The organism is Pseudomonas sp. CFBP13508, assembly GCF_005233515.1.
GTDB lineage: Bacteria > Pseudomonadota > Gammaproteobacteria > Pseudomonadales > Pseudomonadaceae > Aquipseudomonas > Aquipseudomonas mercuritolerans.
Window position 1 is genome coordinate 502,557 of the sequence record NZ_QFZZ01000002.1, and the last position, 17,401, is coordinate 519,957.

Consider the following 17,401-nt stretch of genomic DNA (forward strand, 5'->3'; position numbering starts at 1 on the left):
CCTACCATCCGTTAGACCAGCATGCTGCCGACTTCCCGTACCCTGCGTCTGTCGTTGTATTCCCTGCTGATCATCGCCGGCACGGTCGTGGCCGCGACACTCGCGATGCGCCACGCCGAGCGTCAGGCGCTGGAAGAAGACGCGGCCCGCGCCAATCAGCAACTGGGGTTGTACGCCAACTCATTGCACACCCTCATTGATCGCTATCGCGCCCTGCCCGCCGTACTGGCGCTGGACCCGCAATTGCGTTCGGCACTGGCCGGCCCGGTCGATGCCGCGCAGCAAGCGGCACTGAATCTGAAGCTGGAAAAGATCAACGGCGCGGCGCAGTCCTCGACCCTGGAATTGCTGGATCGAACAGGGCTGGCGGTGGCGGCGAGCAACTGGCGGCTGCCGAGCAGTTATGTCGGCCACAATTATGGTTTTCGCCCGTACTTCAGCCAGACCCGCACTCAGGGCACCGGACGTTTCTACGCGGTGGGCGTGACCAGCGGCATTCCCGGCTATTTCCTTTCCAGCGCGGTGCTCGGTGACCACGACGAGTTCCTCGGCGCCATGGTCGTCAAACTGGAATTCCCGGAGCTGGAGCGCGAATGGAGCCAGGGCAGCGACACGCTGCTGGTCAGCGATGCGCGCGGGATTATCTTCATCGCCAACCAGCCGGGCTGGCGTTATCGCGCCTTGCGGCCGTTGAGCGCCGATGATCTGGTCGAGATCAAAAGCACGCGTCAGTACGACAAGCAATCGCTGCTGCCGCTGACCCATTTGCCGCTACGGCGCTTCGATGACAACAGCGATCTGCGCCGGGTCGAAGGTCCGCAGGGCACGGCGGATTATTTGTGGGAATCGCTGCCGCTGACGACCGAAGGCTGGACCCTGCACCTGTTGCGCCGCCCGCAAGTAGCCTTCGAGGATTTGCGCAACGCCGCGCTGGCCGCCGCTGGCGTGTGGCTGGCGCTGGTGTTTCTGTTGCTGTTTCTCAATCAGCGCTGGCGGCTGGCCAAGGTCCGTCAGCGCAATCGTGAAGAGCTTGAGCGTCTGGTCGAGGAGCGCACCCGCGACTTGCGCACGGCGCAGGAAGGCCTGGTGCAGTCGGCCAAACTCGCCGCGCTGGGGCAGATGTCCGCCGCGCTGGCCCACGAAATCAATCAACCGCTGACCGCCCAGCGCATGCAACTGGCAACCTTGCGCCTGCTGCTCGAACATGGCCGCGTCGATGACGCCTACAAGGCGCTGAAACCGGTGGACGATATGCTCACGCGCATGGCTGCCCTCACCGGCCACCTCAAGACTTTCGCCCGAAAAAGCCCGAGCGGCCTGCGCGAACGTCTGGACCTGGCGACGGTGGTCGATCAATCACTGCAACTGCTCGATGCGCGACTGCGTGACGAACAGGTCAGTCTGGTCCTGCATCTGACCCGTCCGGCGTGGGTGCGCGGTGATGCGATTCGTCTCGAACAGGTGTTGATCAACCTGTTGCGCAATGCGCTGGATGCAATGCAAGGCAAAGCCTGCAAGCGCCTGGAAATCCGTCTGGAGGCCGATGAGCAATTGTGGCGGCTCAGCGTCAGCGACAACGGCGGCGGGATTGCCGAGGAACATCTGGGCCAGGTGTTCGATCCGTTCTTTACCACCAAACCGGTGGGTGACGGTCTGGGCCTGGGGCTGGCAGTATCCTTCGCCATCGTGCATGAATCCGGCGGGCGCTTGAGCGTGGAGAATGGCGACCACGGCGCAGTGTTCAGCCTGACCCTGCCAATCGATCTGGAGGCACATATCTGATGCTCAATTCGGTGATGGTGGTCGACGACGAAAGCAGCATTCGCGACGCCGTTGAACAGTGGCTGAGCCTGTCTGGGTTTCAGGTGCAATTGTTCAGCCGTGCCGAAGAATGCCTCGCCGCGCTCCCGGAACATTTTGCCGGGGTGATCCTCAGCGACGTGCGCATGCCCGGCATGGACGGTTTGCAATTGCTCGCCGAAGTGCAACAGCGCGACGCCGATCTGCCGGTGATTCTGCTCACCGGCCATGGCGACGTGCCGATGGCGGTCGAGGCGATGCGCGACGGCGCCTACGACTTTCTGGAAAAACCGTTCAGCCCGGAAACCCTGCTCGGTAGCCTGCGCCGAGCGCTGGACAAACGCCGCCTAGTCCTGGAAAACCGTGCCCTGCACGAACTGGCTGACAACCGCGCTAGGCTGGATGCGACGTTGCTCGGCGTGTCCCGCGGCTTGCAGACATTGCGTCGGCAGGTGCTGGATCTGGCGACGTTGCCGGTCAACGTGCTGATCCGTGGTGAAACCGGCAGCGGCAAGGAACTGGTCGCGCGTTGCCTGCATGATTTCGGCCCGCGCGCCGGTAAGCCCTTTGTAGCGCTCAATTGCGCGGCGATCCCGGAGCAACTGTTCGAGGCCGAGCTGTTCGGCCATGAGAGCGGCGCGTTTACCGGCGCCTCGGGCAAGCGCATCGGCAAGCTGGAATATGCCGATGGCGGCACGCTGTTTCTCGATGAGATCGAAAGCATGCCGCTGGCCCAGCAGGTGAAATTGCTGCGGGTCTTTCAGGAACAAAAGCTCGAACGGCTGGGTTCGAACCAAAGCATTCGCGTTGATTTGCGTATCGTCGCGGCAACCAAACCGGACCTGCTCGACGAAGCCCGCGCCGGGCGTTTTCGTGAGGACCTGGCGTATCGCCTGAACGTCGCCGAACTGCGCTTGCCGCCGCTGCGCGATCGCCGCGAAGACATTCCGTTGCTGTTCGAGACCTTTGCGCACAACGCCGCCCAGCGTCTGGGCCGGACCTTTCCGCCGTTGACCGGTGCGCAGCTCAGTCACCTGCTCAGCCATGACTGGCCGGGCAATGTTCGCGAACTGGCCAACGTTGCTGAGCGTCAGGTGTTGGGGCTGGATGAACCGGTCGCCGGAATCGATCCGGGGCAATCGCTGGCGGCGCAGCAGGAAGCCTTCGAAGCACAATGCCTGCGCGCGGCGTTGACCCGGCACAAAGGTGATGTCAAAGCCGTGCTCGAAGAACTGCAACTGCCGCGCCGCACCTTCAATGAAAAGATGCAACGGCATGGGTTGAGTCGGGAGATGTTTCTGGCGGAGTGAGGCAGAGATTTGTGGTGTAGCTGAAATCCATCCCCCTCACCCCAGCCCTCTCCCCCAGGGGGCGAGGGGGAAGGGAGCCGATCTCCATGCTTTCCCGAATCTGTATTCGACTCGATATTGCAGTTCGATGTAACCCACAAGAACACCTCGGTCAGTCCCCTCTCCCTCTGGGAGAGGGCTAGGGTGAGGGGCTTTTGATCTTCACGCGGTAAGCGGAAATCCGCTCACTCAGCCCAATAAGTCGGCACAAATCCGCTCAGTCTTCCCCGCCACCCCCTCTAAACCGGCCCCTCACCCCTTGGCACACCTCCTGCTATAGCCCCAGCAGGCTGCGTTCCGACGCGCTCCACAAAAACAATTAAACGAAGGATCCTTCAATGGATAACTCCAACGCCCTGCCCCTTGGGTCGGCTGCCGTGCCGGCCAAACCAAGAACCACCGCGAGCCGGATCAAATCGATCTTCAGCGGTTCTGTCGGCAACATGGTCGAGTGGTACGACTGGTACGTGTATGCCGCCTTCTCCCTGTACTTCGCGAAAACCTTTTTCCCCGCCGGTTCCACCACCGCGCAACTGATGAACACCGCTGCGATCTTCGCCGTGGGCTTCCTGATGCGCCCGATCGGTGGCTGGCTGATGGGCATGTACGCCGACAAGGTCGGGCGCAAGAAAGCGCTGATGGCCTCGGTGTACCTGATGTGCTTCGGCTCGCTGCTGATCGCCCTGAGCCCGAACTATGAAACCATCGGCATCGGCGCGCCGATCCTGCTGGTGTTCGCCCGCCTGCTGCAAGGCCTTTCGGTTGGCGGCGAATACGGCACCTCGGCGACTTATCTGTCCGAGATGGCGACCAAGGAACGTCGCGGCTTCTTCTCCAGCTTCCAGTACGTGACCCTGATCTCCGGCCAGCTCATCGCCCTCGGCGTATTGATCGTGCTGCAAAACACCCTGACCACCGAACAGCTGTACGCGTGGGGCTGGCGCATTCCGTTCGCCATCGGCGCGCTCTGCGCAGTGGTAGCGCTGTACCTGCGTCGCGGCATGGAAGAAACCGAATCGTTCACCAAGAAAGAGAAGTCCAAGGAAAGCGCGATGCGCACCTTGATGCGCCACCCGAAAGAGCTGTTGACCGTGGTCGGCCTGACCATGGGCGGCACCCTGGCGTTCTACACCTACACCACCTACATGCAGAAATACCTGGTGAACACGGTCGGCATGAGCATCTCCGACTCGACCACCATTTCCGCCGCCACGCTGTTCCTGTTCATGTGCCTGCAACCGATCATCGGTGGCCTGTCGGACAAGATCGGCCGGCGCCCGATCCTGATCGCCTTCGGTGTGCTCGGTACGATCTTCACCGTGCCGATCCTGATGACCCTGCACACCATCCAGACCTGGTGGGGCGCGTTCTTCCTGATCATGGCCGCGCTGATCATCGTCAGCGGCTACACCTCGATCAATGCGGTGGTGAAAGCCGAATTGTTCCCGACCGAAATCCGCGCCCTGGGCGTCGGCCTGCCGTACGCACTGACCGTGTCGATCTTCGGCGGCACCGCCGAATACATCGCGCTGTGGTTCAAGAGCATCGGCATGGAAACCGGTTACTACTGGTACGTCACCGCGTGCATTGCCGTGTCGCTGCTGGTGTACATCACCATGAAAGACACCCAGAAACATTCGCGGATCGTCACTGACTGACGGGGCTACATCGCTGGCAGGCCACAAAATCTGTGTCCTGCCACGAACCCTACGGGGTCTCGCGTCTGGCTGGAAATATGCGCTGGGTCCTTGCACTATGGCGGCATCCGAATGCAGCTCAGGAATCCGCTCCCCATGCCCGATGACATCCACTTCTACGAACCCGCCAACGGCCACGGCCTGCCTCACGATCCGTTCAACGCCATCGTCGGCCCGCGCCCCATCGGCTGGATTTCTTCGCAGGATGCCGAAGGCCGGCTCAATCTCGCGCCGTACAGTTTCTTCAACGCCTTCAACTACGTGCCGCCGATCATTGGCTTTTCCAGTGTCGGGCGCAAAGACAGTCTGAACAACATCGAGCAGACCGGGGAGTTCGTCTGGAACCTCGCCACGCGCCCGTTGGCCGAGCAGATGAACCAGAGCTGCGCGATGGTCGCGCCTGAGGTCAACGAGTTTGAACTGGCGGGGCTGACGACCGTGGCGTCGAAGGTGATTTCGGTTCCACGGGTCGCCGAAAGTCCAGTGTCCTTCGAGTGCAAGGTCACGCAGATCATCCAGCTGCAACGCGCCGATGGCGAAACCGTACCGAGCTGGCTGATCCTCGGCGAGGTCGTCGCCGTGCACATCGCCAAATGGCTGCTGAAAGACGGCATCTACGACACCGCCGCCGCACAACCGATTCTGCGTGGCGGCGGGCCGGCGGATTATTTTCAGCTGGGGCCTGAAGCACTGTTCAAAATGTGGCGCCCGGGGGCGCAGAAGTAATTACCAGATCAGCTCGGCGTCATCAGTGACGCCCTTGAGCTTGTCCAGCTCGTTGATGGCCGCATCATCGGCAGCGATGGCGCCGGGGAACACCTGCTCGTTGAGCAATTTGTGAAAGCGCGGTGCGCCGCCATCGACCAAAGCCTTGACCGCGATGGCCGCGTAATAACCCTTGTTGCCGCCCAGCTCGACGGGGACGACTGCGGAAACTGCTTCGAAGCGTTCAAACTCTTTACGTGCCATGTCGCGGATCCTGGCTCAATCAAATAAGCCGGACATTAAACCCTCAACCGGCGAGTTTGTGTATCGGCGCCGCGCATTGACCGAGGGCCTGCGCGGCGGAAACGTCCCTGAAGGTGTGGAAGTCGAGGCTGTTGACCACCAGGTCCTGGACCAGCTCGGCAAAGACTTCCATCGACGGACTGTTGAAATACGCCGTCATCATCTGTTGGCTGCTCCAGTAGCCGCTGACCAGCCACAGGTCGGCATCGCACTGCGACTGTTGCAAGGAAAAACTCAGGCAGCCGGGCGCCGCGCGCGAGACCTCGATCAACGCGCTGAGGCGCACACCGAGTTCCGCCGAACGCCCGGGCTGGGCACGAACGAAGGCCATATGACTGACAGGCATCTGCTTGGACATGATCAACCCTCCATGAAATCGCGTGGCAGCCGGGAGACGGGCTGCGACTGGAGCAAAGATTAAGGTCCGCGGCGGCAGCGCCGTTAGTCGATTCCTGCCTTCGCGTTGCACAATCCTGCGAGACTGTGCAGACGACCTGTAACAACCTGTAAACCTGCGCAACACGTGTGTCATACGCGTTTTGTGTAGGAGCTGCCGAAGGCTGCGATCTGTTGATTTTGCCTTGAAGATCAACGGATCGCAGCCTTCGGCAGCTCCTACAGGATCGTATGGCGGAAGACATGTGCGCACCTCAGGGCAGAATCAGGCAAGCATTTGGCAGAATGTGTCTACCGCCGCTGCTTGCACAAACATATGCTCTGCTGCATTCCCCCTCACTTGCCGAGGATGCCGTGTATGACGTCATTCGATCGTTTTCAAGCCGAACCCAGCGCCGACATGGAAAAGCAGCGCGCGGAGCTGGCGGCGATCATCCGCCGCAACACCAGCGACGATGGCAGCTACCAGACCGCGATCGGTTCGCTGGTGATGTCGCGCCACACCCAGTCCCATGATTTTGCCCCGGTGCTCGCGCAGCCGGCGCTGTGCATCATGGCGCAGGGGCGCAAAGAGGTGCGCCTGGCCGATGAGTTCTTCAACTACGACCCGCTGAATTATCTGGTGGTGTCGGTTTCGATGCCGCTCAGCGGCCGGGTGGTCAATGTCTCGCCGGAAGAACCGATCCTCGCCGTGCGCCTCGACATTGATCCGACCGAAATCACCGCGCTGATCGCCGACGCCGGCCCGATGGGCGTACCGACCCGGCCGACCGGACGTGGCCTGTACGTGGAAAAAATCGACAGCGCCATGCTCGATGCAGTGTTGCGTCTGGCCCGGCTGCTCGACGCGCCGAAAGACATCGCCATGCTCGCGCCGCTGATTCGCCGGGAGATTCTCTACCGCTTGCTGCGCAGCCCGCAGGGTCATCGTTTGTATGAGATCGCGATTGCCAACAGCCAGAGCCATCGCATCAGCCAGGCAATCAAATGGCTCAACGGCAATTTCGAGCAGCCGCTGCGCATCGATGATCTGGCGCGGGAAGTGAACCTCAGCGTGTCGACGTTGCATCACCGTTTCAAGGCGATGACCGCGATGAGTCCGTTGCAATATCAGAAGCAACTGCGCCTGCAAGAAGCGCGGCGGCTGATGTTGACCGAAGGCCTGGAAGCCTCGGCGGCGGGGTATCGGGTGGGCTATGAAAGTCCGTCGCAGTTCAGCCGCGAATACAGCCGCCTGTTTGGCGCGCCGCCGTTGCGGGATCTGGCGCGGTTGCGGCTTTCGGTCTGATCCAGTATCTGAGGTGGGGCTTATGGCGCTTTCGCGAGCAGGCTCGCTCCCATAAGGAAATGCATTCCAATGTGGGAGCGAGCCTGCTCGCGAAGGGGTCAGTCCAGGCGCTACATATCTATGATCAGACCGCGCGGATCACATGCTTGATCTCCTGAAACGCCGCCAACCCCCAAGGCCCCAGTTCGCGGCCGACGCTGCTCTGCTTGTAACCGCCCCAAGCCGTCTGCGGGAAGATCACCTGCGGAGCATTGATCCACACCAGCCCTGCCTGCAAGGCATTGGCCACGCGATCCGCCGTTGCAGCATCGCGCGTCGCCACACTCGCGACCAGGCCGAACTGCGTGTCGTTGGCCAGCGCAATCGCCTCGCTCTCGCTGGCGAAACTGCGCACACACACCACCGGGCCGAAAATCTCTTCACGCCATAACGCGCTGTCCAGCGGCACGTCGGTGAACACCGTCGGTTGGAGAAAATAACCGCGCGGCAAATGCGCCGGACGATTGCCGCCGCACACCAACCTCGCCCCGGCGCTCAAACCGCGATCAATATGCCCAAGCACCCGCTGGTACTGCGCCTGATTGACCAGCGCGCCCATCTCCACATCCGCATCAAACGGATCAGCGACTCGGATCGCCTCCGCACGTTTTTGCAGGCGCTGAAGAAATTCATCCATCAATGCCTCGGCCACCAGCACCCGACTGGTGGCCGAGCACATTTGCCCGGCGTTGAAGAATCCGCCACCACAGGCCAATTCCACCGCCAGTTCCAGGTCGGCATCCGCCAGCACCAGCAAAGAAGATTTGCCACCCAATTCCAGGCTGACACCCTTCACGGTTTCTGCGGCGCGCTGCATCACCTGCACGCCAACCGCATTGCTGCCGGTGAAGGAGATCTTGGCGATACGTGGATCCGCCGACAACGGCGCGCCCACCGCCAGCCCGGTGCCGCAGACCAGATTGAACACGCCGTCGGGCAACCCGCATTCAGCGATGATCGCGGCCAGTTCCAGCTCCGGCAGCGGCGTCACTTCAGAGGGTTTCAGTACCACGCAGCAACCGGCGGCGAGCGCCGGGGCGAGTTTCCACGCGGTGGTGACCATCGGGAAATTCCACGGCACGATCAGCCCGACCACACCGCATGGCTCACGCCGCAAGCGTGCGCTGAAATCCTCGCTGGGCAGCGGCACGTTGCTGTCCTGACCGGCGTCGAAGCCTTCGGCGAGTTCGGCGTAATAGTCGAAAGTGGCGATCACGTCATCGACGTCGATCGCCGCTTCGAACACCGGTTTGCCGTTGTTGCTCGACTGCAGGTTCATCAAGTGCTCGCGAGCGTTGCGCACGCCGTTGGCAATGTTGCGCAGGATCGCAGCGCGTTCGGCGCCGGTGGTTTTCGACCAATGTTCGAACGCCTCGGTCGCCGCGCTGATCGCCTGGTCGACGGCGTGTTCGTCACCGCCATTGACGGTGGTCAGCAGCGCTTCGGTAGCGGGGTTGATCACCCGTAGATGTTCGCGGCCCGACGACCATTGACCGTTGATGTAGAGCCCGTCGAGTGTGGTTGGAAAACTGATCATTGGGCCACCGCCTGCATCCACTGGTTCTGGTCGATTTCAATCAGCGTCGGGCCTTGCCGGTCCGTCGCCTCGCGCAGCGCTGCGCGCAATTCGTCGATGCTGCTGATGGCTTGCGCGGCGCAACCGAGGCCCTTGGCCACGGCGACGAAATCCGGGGTGTAGATGTCCACGCCGACCGGTTCGATGGCGCGGTTGACCATGTACTTTTTGATCTCCTCGTAACCCTGGTTATTCCACAGCAGCACGATTACCGGCACCCGCGCTTCAACGGCGCTGGCCAGTTCCGGCAGGGTGAATTGCAAGCCGCCGTCACCGATCAGGCACACCACCGGCGGGCGCGCGCCGTTATCGAGTTGTCCACCGAGCCACGCACCAATCGCCGCCGGCAACGCATAGCCGAGGGTGCCGTAACCGGTGGATGCGTTGAACCAGCGACGCGGACGCTCGGGGTTGAACGTGAGGTTGCCGGTGTACACCGGTTGCGTGGAATCGCCGACGAACACCGCGCCAGGCAGCTCATGCAGCACGGTTTCGAGGAAACGCGTCTGCGCCAGCGTCGGCGCATCCCAGCTCGCCGCCAATTCTTTACGCAGACGCGCGGCGCGGACCTGGCCCCAATCATTGCGGCGTTCGACCAGCGGTTGGTGCGACAAGGCGCTGAGCAATGCTTGCGCGGCATTGCGCGAATCAGCGACCAGTGCGACGTGCGGCGGGTAGTTGCGCACGGTCTGATCGGCATCGATGTCGATGCGCAACAGCTTGCCGGGAATCTCGAAGCCGCCGGCGAAGGTCACGTCGTAATCAGTCTCGGCCAGCTCCGTGCCGATCGCCAGCACCACGTCGGCTTCAGCGACCAGTGCGCGGGTGGCGACCAGGCTCTGCGTCGAACCGATCAACAACGGATGGCTGGTCGGCAGCATGCCTTTGGCGTTGATGGTCAGCGCCACTGGAGCGTCGAGCAATTCGGCGAGTCGGGTCAGCTGCGGCGCTGCGTCGATAGCACCGCCGCCGGCGAGAATCAGTGGACGTTGCGCCGTGGCGAGCAGTTCGCTCATGCGGGCCACGGCAGCCGGTGCGGCGCCGGCGCGATCGATATTCACCGGCAGGCTGGCGAGCAACTCATCGGCCTCTTCCACCAGCACGTCCAACGGAATTTCGATGTGCACCGGACGCGGTCGTCCGGCCTGGAACAGCGCGAAAGCGCGAGCAAGCACCACCGGCAGTTCGGCAGCGGACATCAGCGTGTGCGAGAACGCTGCGACGCCGCCGACCAGTGCGCTCTGGTTCGGCAGTTCATGCAACTTGCCGCGGCCACCGCCCAACTGACTGCGCGACTGCACGCTGGAGATCAGCAGCATCGGAATCGAATCGGCGTAAGCCTGGCCCATGGCCGTGGTGATATTGGTCATGCCCGGGCCGGTGATGATGAAGCACACGCCGGGTTTGCCGCTGGTGCGCGCGTAGCCGTCAGCCATGAACCCGGCGCCCTGTTCGTGACGAGGCGTGACGTGGTTGATGCTTGAACGCGCGAGGCCTCGGTACAGCTCAACGGTGTGTACACCGGGAATGCCGAACACCTGCTCGACCCCGTAATTCTCCAACAGCTTGACCAGTACTTCGCCGCACGTTGCCATGTTGATTGCCCTTTCATTCACTGAACACTCCCTGTGGGAGCGAGCCTGCTCGCGAATAAGCGGTCCAGCCAACATCCGTGTCGAACCTTGAACCGTCTTCGCGAGCAGGCTCGCTCCCACAGGGTCCGTGGAGTGATCATTGGAACGGTGCGCAACTGGCAGCAACAATCGATTAAAAGTCATACTAGCCATGTCCCCACGTCATACCTCGGATCGCCATGAAACGCCTGCCACCCCTTCCCGCTCTGCATACGTTCTGGATCACCGCGCAATGCTGCAATTTCACTCGCGCCGCCGAGCAGTTGCACATCACTCAGGGCGCGGTGAGCCGGCAGATCGCCGGGCTCGAAGAACAGCTCGGTTATCCGCTGTTCATTCGTCTGGCCCGAGGTCTGGCGCTGACGGCCGAAGGCCGCGAATGGCTGCCGCGAGTGGAAAAGGTCTTCGGGCTGATCAGTGAAGCGACCGAGCAGATCGGTCTGACGCGGCAAACCTTGCAACTCAAGGCCCCGAGCTGCGTGATGCGCTGGCTGCTGCCGCGTCTGCTGCAATGGCAGAAGGAACGCCCGGACGTGCCGGTGAAACTGACGGCCTCGCTGCAACACGGCGTGGACTTTCAGCGCGAGCAATTCGATGCCGCGGTGATCTACGGCCCGCCGCCGGACAATTCGCCAGGCGCACTGCATCTGTTCGACGAGCAACTGACACCGGTCTGCTCGCCGCAACTGCTCAAGGGCTCGCCGGCGCTGAATTCACCGCAGGATTTGCAAGAGCATCTATTGTTGCACCCGACCCACGACATTCAGGACTGGTCGGTATGGCTCGATGCGGCGGGTTTGCAACTGGGCAGTCTGCGCAGCGGTCAGCATTTCGAAACGCTGGATCAGGCGATGTCGATGGCGTCGCACGGGACGGGGGTGGCGATCGGGGACTGGTCGCTGATTGGCGATGATCTGAACGCAGGACGGCTGGTGATGCCGTTTGCGTTGAAGGTGAAGACGGGGTTGGCGTATTACGTGGTGGTGCCTGCTGGAGCCGAACCCTCGCCGCAACTTGAGGAGCTGATGCTCTGGCTGGTTGAGCAGGCTCATTTGCGCTGAAGCCTCTCCCCTCACCCTAGCCCTCTCCCCAGGGAGAGGGAACCGAGCGTGTTGTTTGATCTGCCTGCACCGACCTGCAATAGCAAGTCGAACTCAGGTCTGGAAAAGCATGGAGATCGGCTCCCTTTCCCCCTCTCCCCCTTGGGGGAGAGGGTTGGGGTGAGGGGGGAAAATTCTGAAGTCAGACCAATCCCTCCGCATCGACGCGGTCAATACCCGACCGTATAACGCTGCCGCAAATGCTCCGGCGTTTCCACTTCGTCAATCAGCGCAATCGCGTAATCGGCAAAGGTGATCCAGCTACGCCCTTCGGCACTGACCAACAGATGATCCTTGCCGACGCGATACTGGCCGCTGCGTTCACCCTCGACAAACTCCGCCGACGGCGAGAGGAAAGTCCAGTCCAGTTCCTGCTCCTGACGCAACGCATCAAGAAACGCCGCCCCCGCGCTCGCCTCGGCTTTGTATTCAGCCGGGAAACCGGCACTGTCGATCACCCGCGTGTCATCCGGCAGCAACAGCGAACCGGCGCCGCCGACCACCAGCAAGCGCTTCACGCCCGCCTGTTTTACCGGTCCGACAATCGCCGAGGCCGGGACGGTGGCGAAATGCGCTGCGCTGATCACCACGTCGTGACCGGCCACTGCTGCTTGCAGCGCCGCCGAATCCAGCACGTCGAGGCTCTTGCTGACGACACCGGCGCGATCACCGACCTTTGAGGTATCGCGGGCAATGGCGGTGACGCTGTGGCCGCGACGCAGGGCCTCTTCCAGCAGTTGGCTACCGGCACGGCCGGTGGCACCAATGATTGCGATCTTGCTCATGACATTCTCCAGTTGGCTTGAAAATGCTGCGTGTTCAGGTTCGGCTTACCACTGCATCTCGCCCTTGGCGACTTTCGCGCTGAGCTCCAGCGAACTTTCTTCGCCCAGCTGCGGGTAGCGTTTTTTCATCGCTGCGATCAGTGCAGCAGAGTCTTTGGCCTTGGCGGTTTCGGCATCGAAGGCCTTGATGTAATCGGCGGTGAATTTCACGCTGGCCAGCGAGCGGCTGCTGTCACCCAGGTAATGGCCGGGCACCACGGTTTGCGGTTTCAGGCTTTCGATGGTGTGCAGGGTGTGCAGCCAGTCGGCGTGGGATTGCGCGGTCTGGGTGTCGGCCATCCACACATGAATGTTCTCCGCGACCACTACGCCACCGACCACTGCTTTGAGCGACGGGATCCATACGAAGCTGCGATCCGGTTGCTTGCCGTCGAGGCCGATCACCTGCAATTGCTTGCCTTCGAGGGTCAGGCTGTCGCCCTTGAGCACGTCCGGGACGATGGTTTTCGTCGGCACATCGGCGCCCATTTTTGGCCCCCAGTAGGCCAGTTTGCCGTCGACGGTGTGCTTGATGTGATCGACAGTCGGCTGCGAAGCCAGCACTTTCGCCTGCGGGAATGCTTTGGTCAGGGTGTCGAGGCCGAAGTAGTAATCCGGGTCACCGTGGCTGATGTAGATGGTGGTCAATTGCTTGCCACTGGCGCGGATCTTCTCCACCACCTGCTCGGCCTGGGATTTGCCGAATTGCGCATCGACCAGAATCGCTTCTTTCTCACCGCTGACCAGCACCGAGCTGACCGGGAAAATCGCCTGGGTGCCCGGGTTGTAGACATCGAGGCTCAGCTCGGCGGCGGATGCATGGGCGGCAAAGCCGAAAAATGCTGCGGCGAGCAGAACGCGCTTGAAAGGGGTGAAGCCGATCATTTGTTGCTCCGGATTGCGAATGCCAGTCTGGCGATGCAATAGAGCTTAGTTGCCAGACTCAGTACAAAAAATGCGATGCTTGGACATAGTTTGTTTCTGAAAGCGGGCAAATCATGGATCGGCTTCAAGCAATGCGGGTATTCATCACGGTCGTGGACCTCGGCAGCCAGTCGGCGGCGGCCGATCACCTCGACCTGTCGCGGCCGGTAGTGTCGCGCTATCTGGCGGAGCTGGAAGACTGGGTCGGCGCGCGGCTGATGCACCGCACCACGCGCAAATTGAGCCTGACCGCCGCCGGCAGTGAAATCCTCCCGCGCTGCCGGCAGATGATCGACCTGTCGCACGACATGCAGGCCGCCGTCAGCGAACCCGATGACGCGCCGCGCGGATTGCTGCGGATCAGCGTCAGCACCTCGTTTGGCCAGGCGCAACTGGCCGATGCGGTCGCGGCGTACGTCAGGTTTTACCCCGGCGTGAGTATCGATCTGCAAATGCTCGACCGCACGGTGAATCTGGTCGATGAACGCATCGATCTGGCGATTCGCACCAGCAATGATCTTGATCCGAATCTGATCGCCCGGCGCCTGACCGTGTGCCGCTCGGTGGTCTGCGCAGCGCCGGCTTATCTGCTTGAGCAGCCGGCGCCGCAGACGGTTGAGGATTTGAGCCGACATAACTGCCTGACCCATTCCTATTTCGGCAAGAGCCTGTGGCATTTTGAAGAGGATGGCGAACCGGTTTCGGTACCGGTGCAGGGCAATATCAGCGCCAACGAGGCCAGCACCCTTCTGCGCGCAACCCTGGCCGGCGCGGGCGTGGCGATGCTGCCGACCTACCAGGCTGGCGTGCATATTCACAACGGCGAGCTGCTGCGTTTGCTGCCACACGCAGAACCGCGCCAAATGAATATCTACGCGGTGTACGCCTCACGTAAACACATGCCGGCGGCACTGCGCAGCATGCTCGACTTCCTCGTGCAGCGCTTTCCCGAGGCCCCGGCCTGGGATGCCGACCTGTAAACCCGATCCCTTGTGGGAGCGAGCCTGCTCGCGAAGAGGCCAATACTTTCAACATTGATGTCGCTTGCACCACCGCCTTCGCGAGCAGGCTCGCTCCCACATGGGCATCAATTCGCTGAATGGCCGGCTAAATCCTCAAGCGCACTCGCTGGCAAGTGCGCGCCGCTGACCTATGCTCAAAGTAATACCGCAAGGTAGACGTTCAGAGGTCGAACACCATGAACATCAAAACAAAAAGATACGCCGCCATCTTCATCACCTGCGCCGCCACGCTGGCGCTGTACGGCACCGCTGCCTGGCGGGTCGAGCAGTTGCGCCAGCTGCCGCGCGAGTACGCGAGCTGCAACTATGAGCGGTGTATTCCGCACAATGCCACGTTGAACGCATTGCGCTGATAGACCTGAGCTGGAATGCAACTCTGTGGGAGCGAGCCTGCTCGCGAATGCGCGGTGTCAGCCAGCATCGTTGCTGAGTGAAAGAGCGTATTCGCGAGCAGGCTCGCTCCCACAGGGCTCATCAGCACATCAGGATTGTTGCTCGGCCTTCAAGCGGTCGCGGAATGCCTTTGGTGAAATCCCCACGCGGCGGCGGAACAGGCGCGTGAAATTGGTCGGATCGGAAAACCCCAGCAACTCCGACATCTCGTAGATCGTCATGCTGGTGTAGGTCAGCAGGCGTTTGGCTTCCAGCAACTGACGCTCGTGCATGATCTGCAACGCCGGTTGCCCGGCCAGTTCACGGCAGGTGCCGTTGAGGTGCGACACGGAGATGCCCAGGCGATGGGCGAGGTCTTCGACCTTGACGTGCTGGCGGTAAGTCTCTTCCACCAACTGAATGAAACCGTTGAGGTATTCGCGTTGGCGCTGCGGGCGCTGGCTGGCCTTATGCCGAACGATCGCCTGGCGGCTGACCCAGACCATGATCACGCTGACCAGCGAATGCATGAGCATTTCCCGCGCCGGTTGATGGCCGTTGTACTCGGCCTGCAACGCTGAAAACAGGCTGTTGAGATAATCGCCATCCTTGCCGGCCGGGTAGTTTTCCGCTCGGGCCAACGCGTGTACCGAATCGCCCAATTGCGCCTGCAAATGATTGATCAGCGGCGTGGCCAAGGTGACGATGAAGCCTTCAACATCCTCGGAAAAACGAAAGCCGTGCACCGACAACGGTGGCAGCACTTGTATCGCCGGGGTCTCGAGCTGCGTGCGCTGGCCTTCGATTTCAAGCTCTGCCTGACCTTTGAAAACGAACAGCAGCTGGCACAGATCTGCGTGGCGGTGAGGTTTGATTTCCCATTGATGTTCGCGACTGCGCGAGGAAATGGTTTCACAGTGCAGCAAGTCCGGGGTCGGCCAGTCCAGGCTTTCACCGTAGAGCTTGAACACCGGAATAGAAGGCAGGGCAGGCTTGTTCATACTTCAATCCAGGCCTCTGGTTTTTGGGCGATAATCGCACCGATTGGCAGAATGTACAGGTATCGGCTCAGTTTTCACCTTCAATTGACAGACCCGCAAGGGAAAAATGCAAGCACTCGATCCATAAAATCATTCACCGGCTGTTGCTGTGTGAAGCTTGCGAGTCATAAAAACAATGAAAACTCTGAAAACCCAAGTCGCCATTATCGGCGCCGGTCCTTCCGGACTGCTCCTCGGCCAGTTGCTGCACAACGCTGGCATCGACACCCTGATCCTCGAACGCCAGACGCCCGATTACATTCTTGGGCGCATCCGCGCCGGTGTGCTTGAGCAAGGCATGGTAGAGCTGCTGCGTGAGGCCGGCGTCGGTCAGCGAATGGATGCCGAAGGTCTGGTTCATGGCGGCTTCGATCTGGCGCTGGACGGGCGTCAGGTGCACATCGACCTGCACGCGCTGACCGGCGGCAAAACAGTAATGGTCTACGGCCAGACCGAGGTCACCCGCGACCTGATGGCCGCTCGTCGGGACGCAGGGGCGCCAACAATTTATCAAGCGAGCAATGTCGTTCCCCATGGCATGAAAAGCGACGAAGCTTTTGTCACCTTCGAAAAGGACGGTGAAAGCTGGCGCGTCGATTGCGATTACATCGCCGGTTGCGATGGTTTCCACGGCGTCGCGCGGCAGTCGATTCCGGCCGATTGCCTGAAGATTTTCGAGCGGGTCTACCCGTTCGGCTGGCTGGGGATTCTCGCCGACACACCGCCGGTCCACGACGAATTGGTCTACGCCCGCCATGAGCGCGGCTTCGCTTTGTGCAGCATGCGTTCGGCCACCCGCACCCGCTATTACCTGCAAGTGCCGGCAGATGAAAACGTCGATGACTGGAGTGATCAGCGTTTCTGGGATGAGCTGAAAAAACGCCTGCCGGTAGCGCTGGCGGAAAAACTGGTGACCGGCCCTTCGATCGAAAAAAGCATCGCGCCGCTGCGCAGTTTTGTTGTCGAGCCAATGCAGTACGGGCGCATGTTTCTCGTCGGCGACGCCGCACATATCGTACCGCCGACTGGCGCCAAGGGCTTGAACCTGGCGGCCAGCGATGTCAGCACGTTGTTCAATATTCTGCTGAAGGTCTATCGCGAAGGCCGCACCGATCTGCTGGAAAAATACTCGGAAATCTGCCTGCGCCGAGTATGGAAAGCCGAACGATTTTCCTGGTGGATGACGTCGATGCTGCATCGCTTCGACGAGCATGATGAATTCAGCCAACGCATCAGCGCGTCGGAACTGGACTATTTTGTCAGCTCGCAAGCCGGGCAAAAAACCATTGCAGAAAATTACGTCGGGCTTCCGTACGAGGCTATCGAATAGCC

Annotated in this window: 16 protein-coding genes; 9 read left to right on the plus strand and 7 right to left on the minus strand. The window is 61.3% G+C overall.

Translation table 11 applies throughout. The features are described from left to right. Nucleotides 1-21: 21 nt before the first annotated feature. From PspCFBP13508_RS06740 to PspCFBP13508_RS06755, 4 genes are all read left to right on the plus strand, one after another. Nucleotides 22-1,782, plus strand: a complete 1,761-nt coding sequence (locus PspCFBP13508_RS06740) for an ATP-binding protein (protein ID WP_137214033.1) — start codon at nucleotides 22-24, stop codon at nucleotides 1,780-1,782. Continuing rightward, complete coding sequence (locus PspCFBP13508_RS06745; RefSeq protein WP_137214034.1) at nucleotides 1,782-3,110, plus strand: sigma-54 dependent transcriptional regulator; 1,329 nt, start codon at nucleotides 1,782-1,784, stop codon at nucleotides 3,108-3,110. Before PspCFBP13508_RS06740 ends, PspCFBP13508_RS06745 begins: the two co-directional genes overlap by 1 nt. 377 nt (nucleotides 3,111-3,487) lie before the next feature. Further along, nucleotides 3,488-4,807, plus strand: coding sequence for an MFS transporter (locus PspCFBP13508_RS06750; protein WP_076563978.1), 1,320 nt, complete (start codon nucleotides 3,488-3,490; stop codon nucleotides 4,805-4,807). Nucleotides 4,808-4,942: 135 nt separating this feature from the next. Continuing rightward, on the plus strand, nucleotides 4,943-5,572 hold the full coding sequence (locus PspCFBP13508_RS06755; protein ID WP_071173402.1) for a flavin reductase family protein: 630 nt from the start codon (nucleotides 4,943-4,945) through the stop codon (nucleotides 5,570-5,572). On the opposite strand, the gene PspCFBP13508_RS06760 is transcribed toward PspCFBP13508_RS06755, so the two are convergent. Beyond that, nucleotides 5,573-5,815 (minus strand): hypothetical protein, encoded by a 243-nt coding sequence (locus tag PspCFBP13508_RS06760; protein ID WP_041479831.1) that lies wholly within the window; start codon nucleotides 5,813-5,815, stop codon nucleotides 5,573-5,575. A 43-nt stretch (nucleotides 5,816-5,858) separates the two neighbouring features. Next, nucleotides 5,859-6,212: an antibiotic biosynthesis monooxygenase family protein gene (locus tag PspCFBP13508_RS06765; RefSeq protein WP_041479832.1), complete on the minus strand. Its 354-nt coding sequence runs from the start codon at nucleotides 6,210-6,212 to the stop codon at nucleotides 5,859-5,861. Nucleotides 6,213-6,608: 396 nt separating this feature from the next. On the opposite strand from PspCFBP13508_RS06765, the gene PspCFBP13508_RS06770 reads away from it, so the two are divergent. Then, nucleotides 6,609-7,538 carry an AraC family transcriptional regulator gene (locus tag PspCFBP13508_RS06770; protein WP_016773445.1) on the plus strand — a complete coding sequence of 310 codons (930 nt, stop codon included), beginning with the start codon at nucleotides 6,609-6,611 and terminating at the stop codon, nucleotides 7,536-7,538. A 124-nt stretch (nucleotides 7,539-7,662) separates the two neighbouring features. Here PspCFBP13508_RS06770 and PspCFBP13508_RS06775 read toward each other — a convergent pair whose 3' ends face one another. Then, a complete protein-coding gene (locus PspCFBP13508_RS06775) occupies nucleotides 7,663-9,114 on the minus strand; it encodes an aldehyde dehydrogenase family protein (protein WP_137214035.1) in 1,452 nt (483 codons plus the stop codon). Then, complete coding sequence (locus PspCFBP13508_RS06780; RefSeq protein ID WP_137214036.1) at nucleotides 9,111-10,748, minus strand: 5-guanidino-2-oxopentanoate decarboxylase; 1,638 nt, start codon at nucleotides 10,746-10,748, stop codon at nucleotides 9,111-9,113. Before PspCFBP13508_RS06780 ends, PspCFBP13508_RS06775 begins: the two co-directional genes overlap by 4 nt. Nucleotides 10,749-10,966: 218 nt before the next feature. On the opposite strand from PspCFBP13508_RS06780, the gene PspCFBP13508_RS06785 reads away from it, so the two are divergent. After that, entirely contained in the window at nucleotides 10,967-11,848 is an 882-nt protein-coding gene (locus tag PspCFBP13508_RS06785; protein ID WP_137214037.1) for a LysR substrate-binding domain-containing protein, read from the plus strand. Between the two features lie 209 nt (nucleotides 11,849-12,057). Here PspCFBP13508_RS06785 and PspCFBP13508_RS06790 read toward each other — a convergent pair whose 3' ends face one another. Together PspCFBP13508_RS06790 and PspCFBP13508_RS06795 are read right to left on the minus strand one after the other, a co-directional pair. Then, on the minus strand, nucleotides 12,058-12,672 hold the full coding sequence (locus tag PspCFBP13508_RS06790; protein WP_137214038.1) for an NAD(P)-dependent oxidoreductase: 615 nt from the start codon (nucleotides 12,670-12,672) through the stop codon (nucleotides 12,058-12,060). A gap of 45 nt (nucleotides 12,673-12,717) precedes the next feature. Continuing rightward, nucleotides 12,718-13,596 carry an MBL fold metallo-hydrolase gene (locus PspCFBP13508_RS06795; RefSeq protein ID WP_137214039.1) on the minus strand — a complete coding sequence of 293 codons (879 nt, stop codon included), beginning with the start codon at nucleotides 13,594-13,596 and terminating at the stop codon, nucleotides 12,718-12,720. A gap of 113 nt (nucleotides 13,597-13,709) precedes the next feature. Here PspCFBP13508_RS06795 and PspCFBP13508_RS06800 point away from each other — a divergent pair, with 113 nt between their 5' ends. Continuing rightward, nucleotides 13,710-14,615, plus strand: a complete 906-nt coding sequence (locus PspCFBP13508_RS06800; RefSeq protein ID WP_206665447.1) for a LysR family transcriptional regulator — start codon at nucleotides 13,710-13,712, stop codon at nucleotides 14,613-14,615. 218 nt (nucleotides 14,616-14,833) lie between these two features. Further along, nucleotides 14,834-15,010 (plus strand): hypothetical protein, encoded by a 177-nt coding sequence (locus PspCFBP13508_RS27410; protein ID WP_016773438.1) that lies wholly within the window; start codon nucleotides 14,834-14,836, stop codon nucleotides 15,008-15,010. Between the two features lie 129 nt (nucleotides 15,011-15,139). Here the strand turns inward: PspCFBP13508_RS27410 and PspCFBP13508_RS06805 are convergent, their stop codons facing one another. Next, a complete protein-coding gene (locus PspCFBP13508_RS06805; RefSeq protein WP_024014136.1) occupies nucleotides 15,140-16,030 on the minus strand; it encodes a helix-turn-helix domain-containing protein in 891 nt (296 codons plus the stop codon). A 175-nt stretch (nucleotides 16,031-16,205) separates the two neighbouring features. Between PspCFBP13508_RS06805 and pobA the strand changes: the two genes are divergently transcribed. Continuing rightward, a complete protein-coding gene (gene pobA, locus PspCFBP13508_RS06810; protein WP_137214040.1) occupies nucleotides 16,206-17,399 on the plus strand; it encodes a 4-hydroxybenzoate 3-monooxygenase in 1,194 nt (397 codons plus the stop codon). The last annotated feature ends 2 nt before the right edge of the window (nucleotides 17,400-17,401 follow it).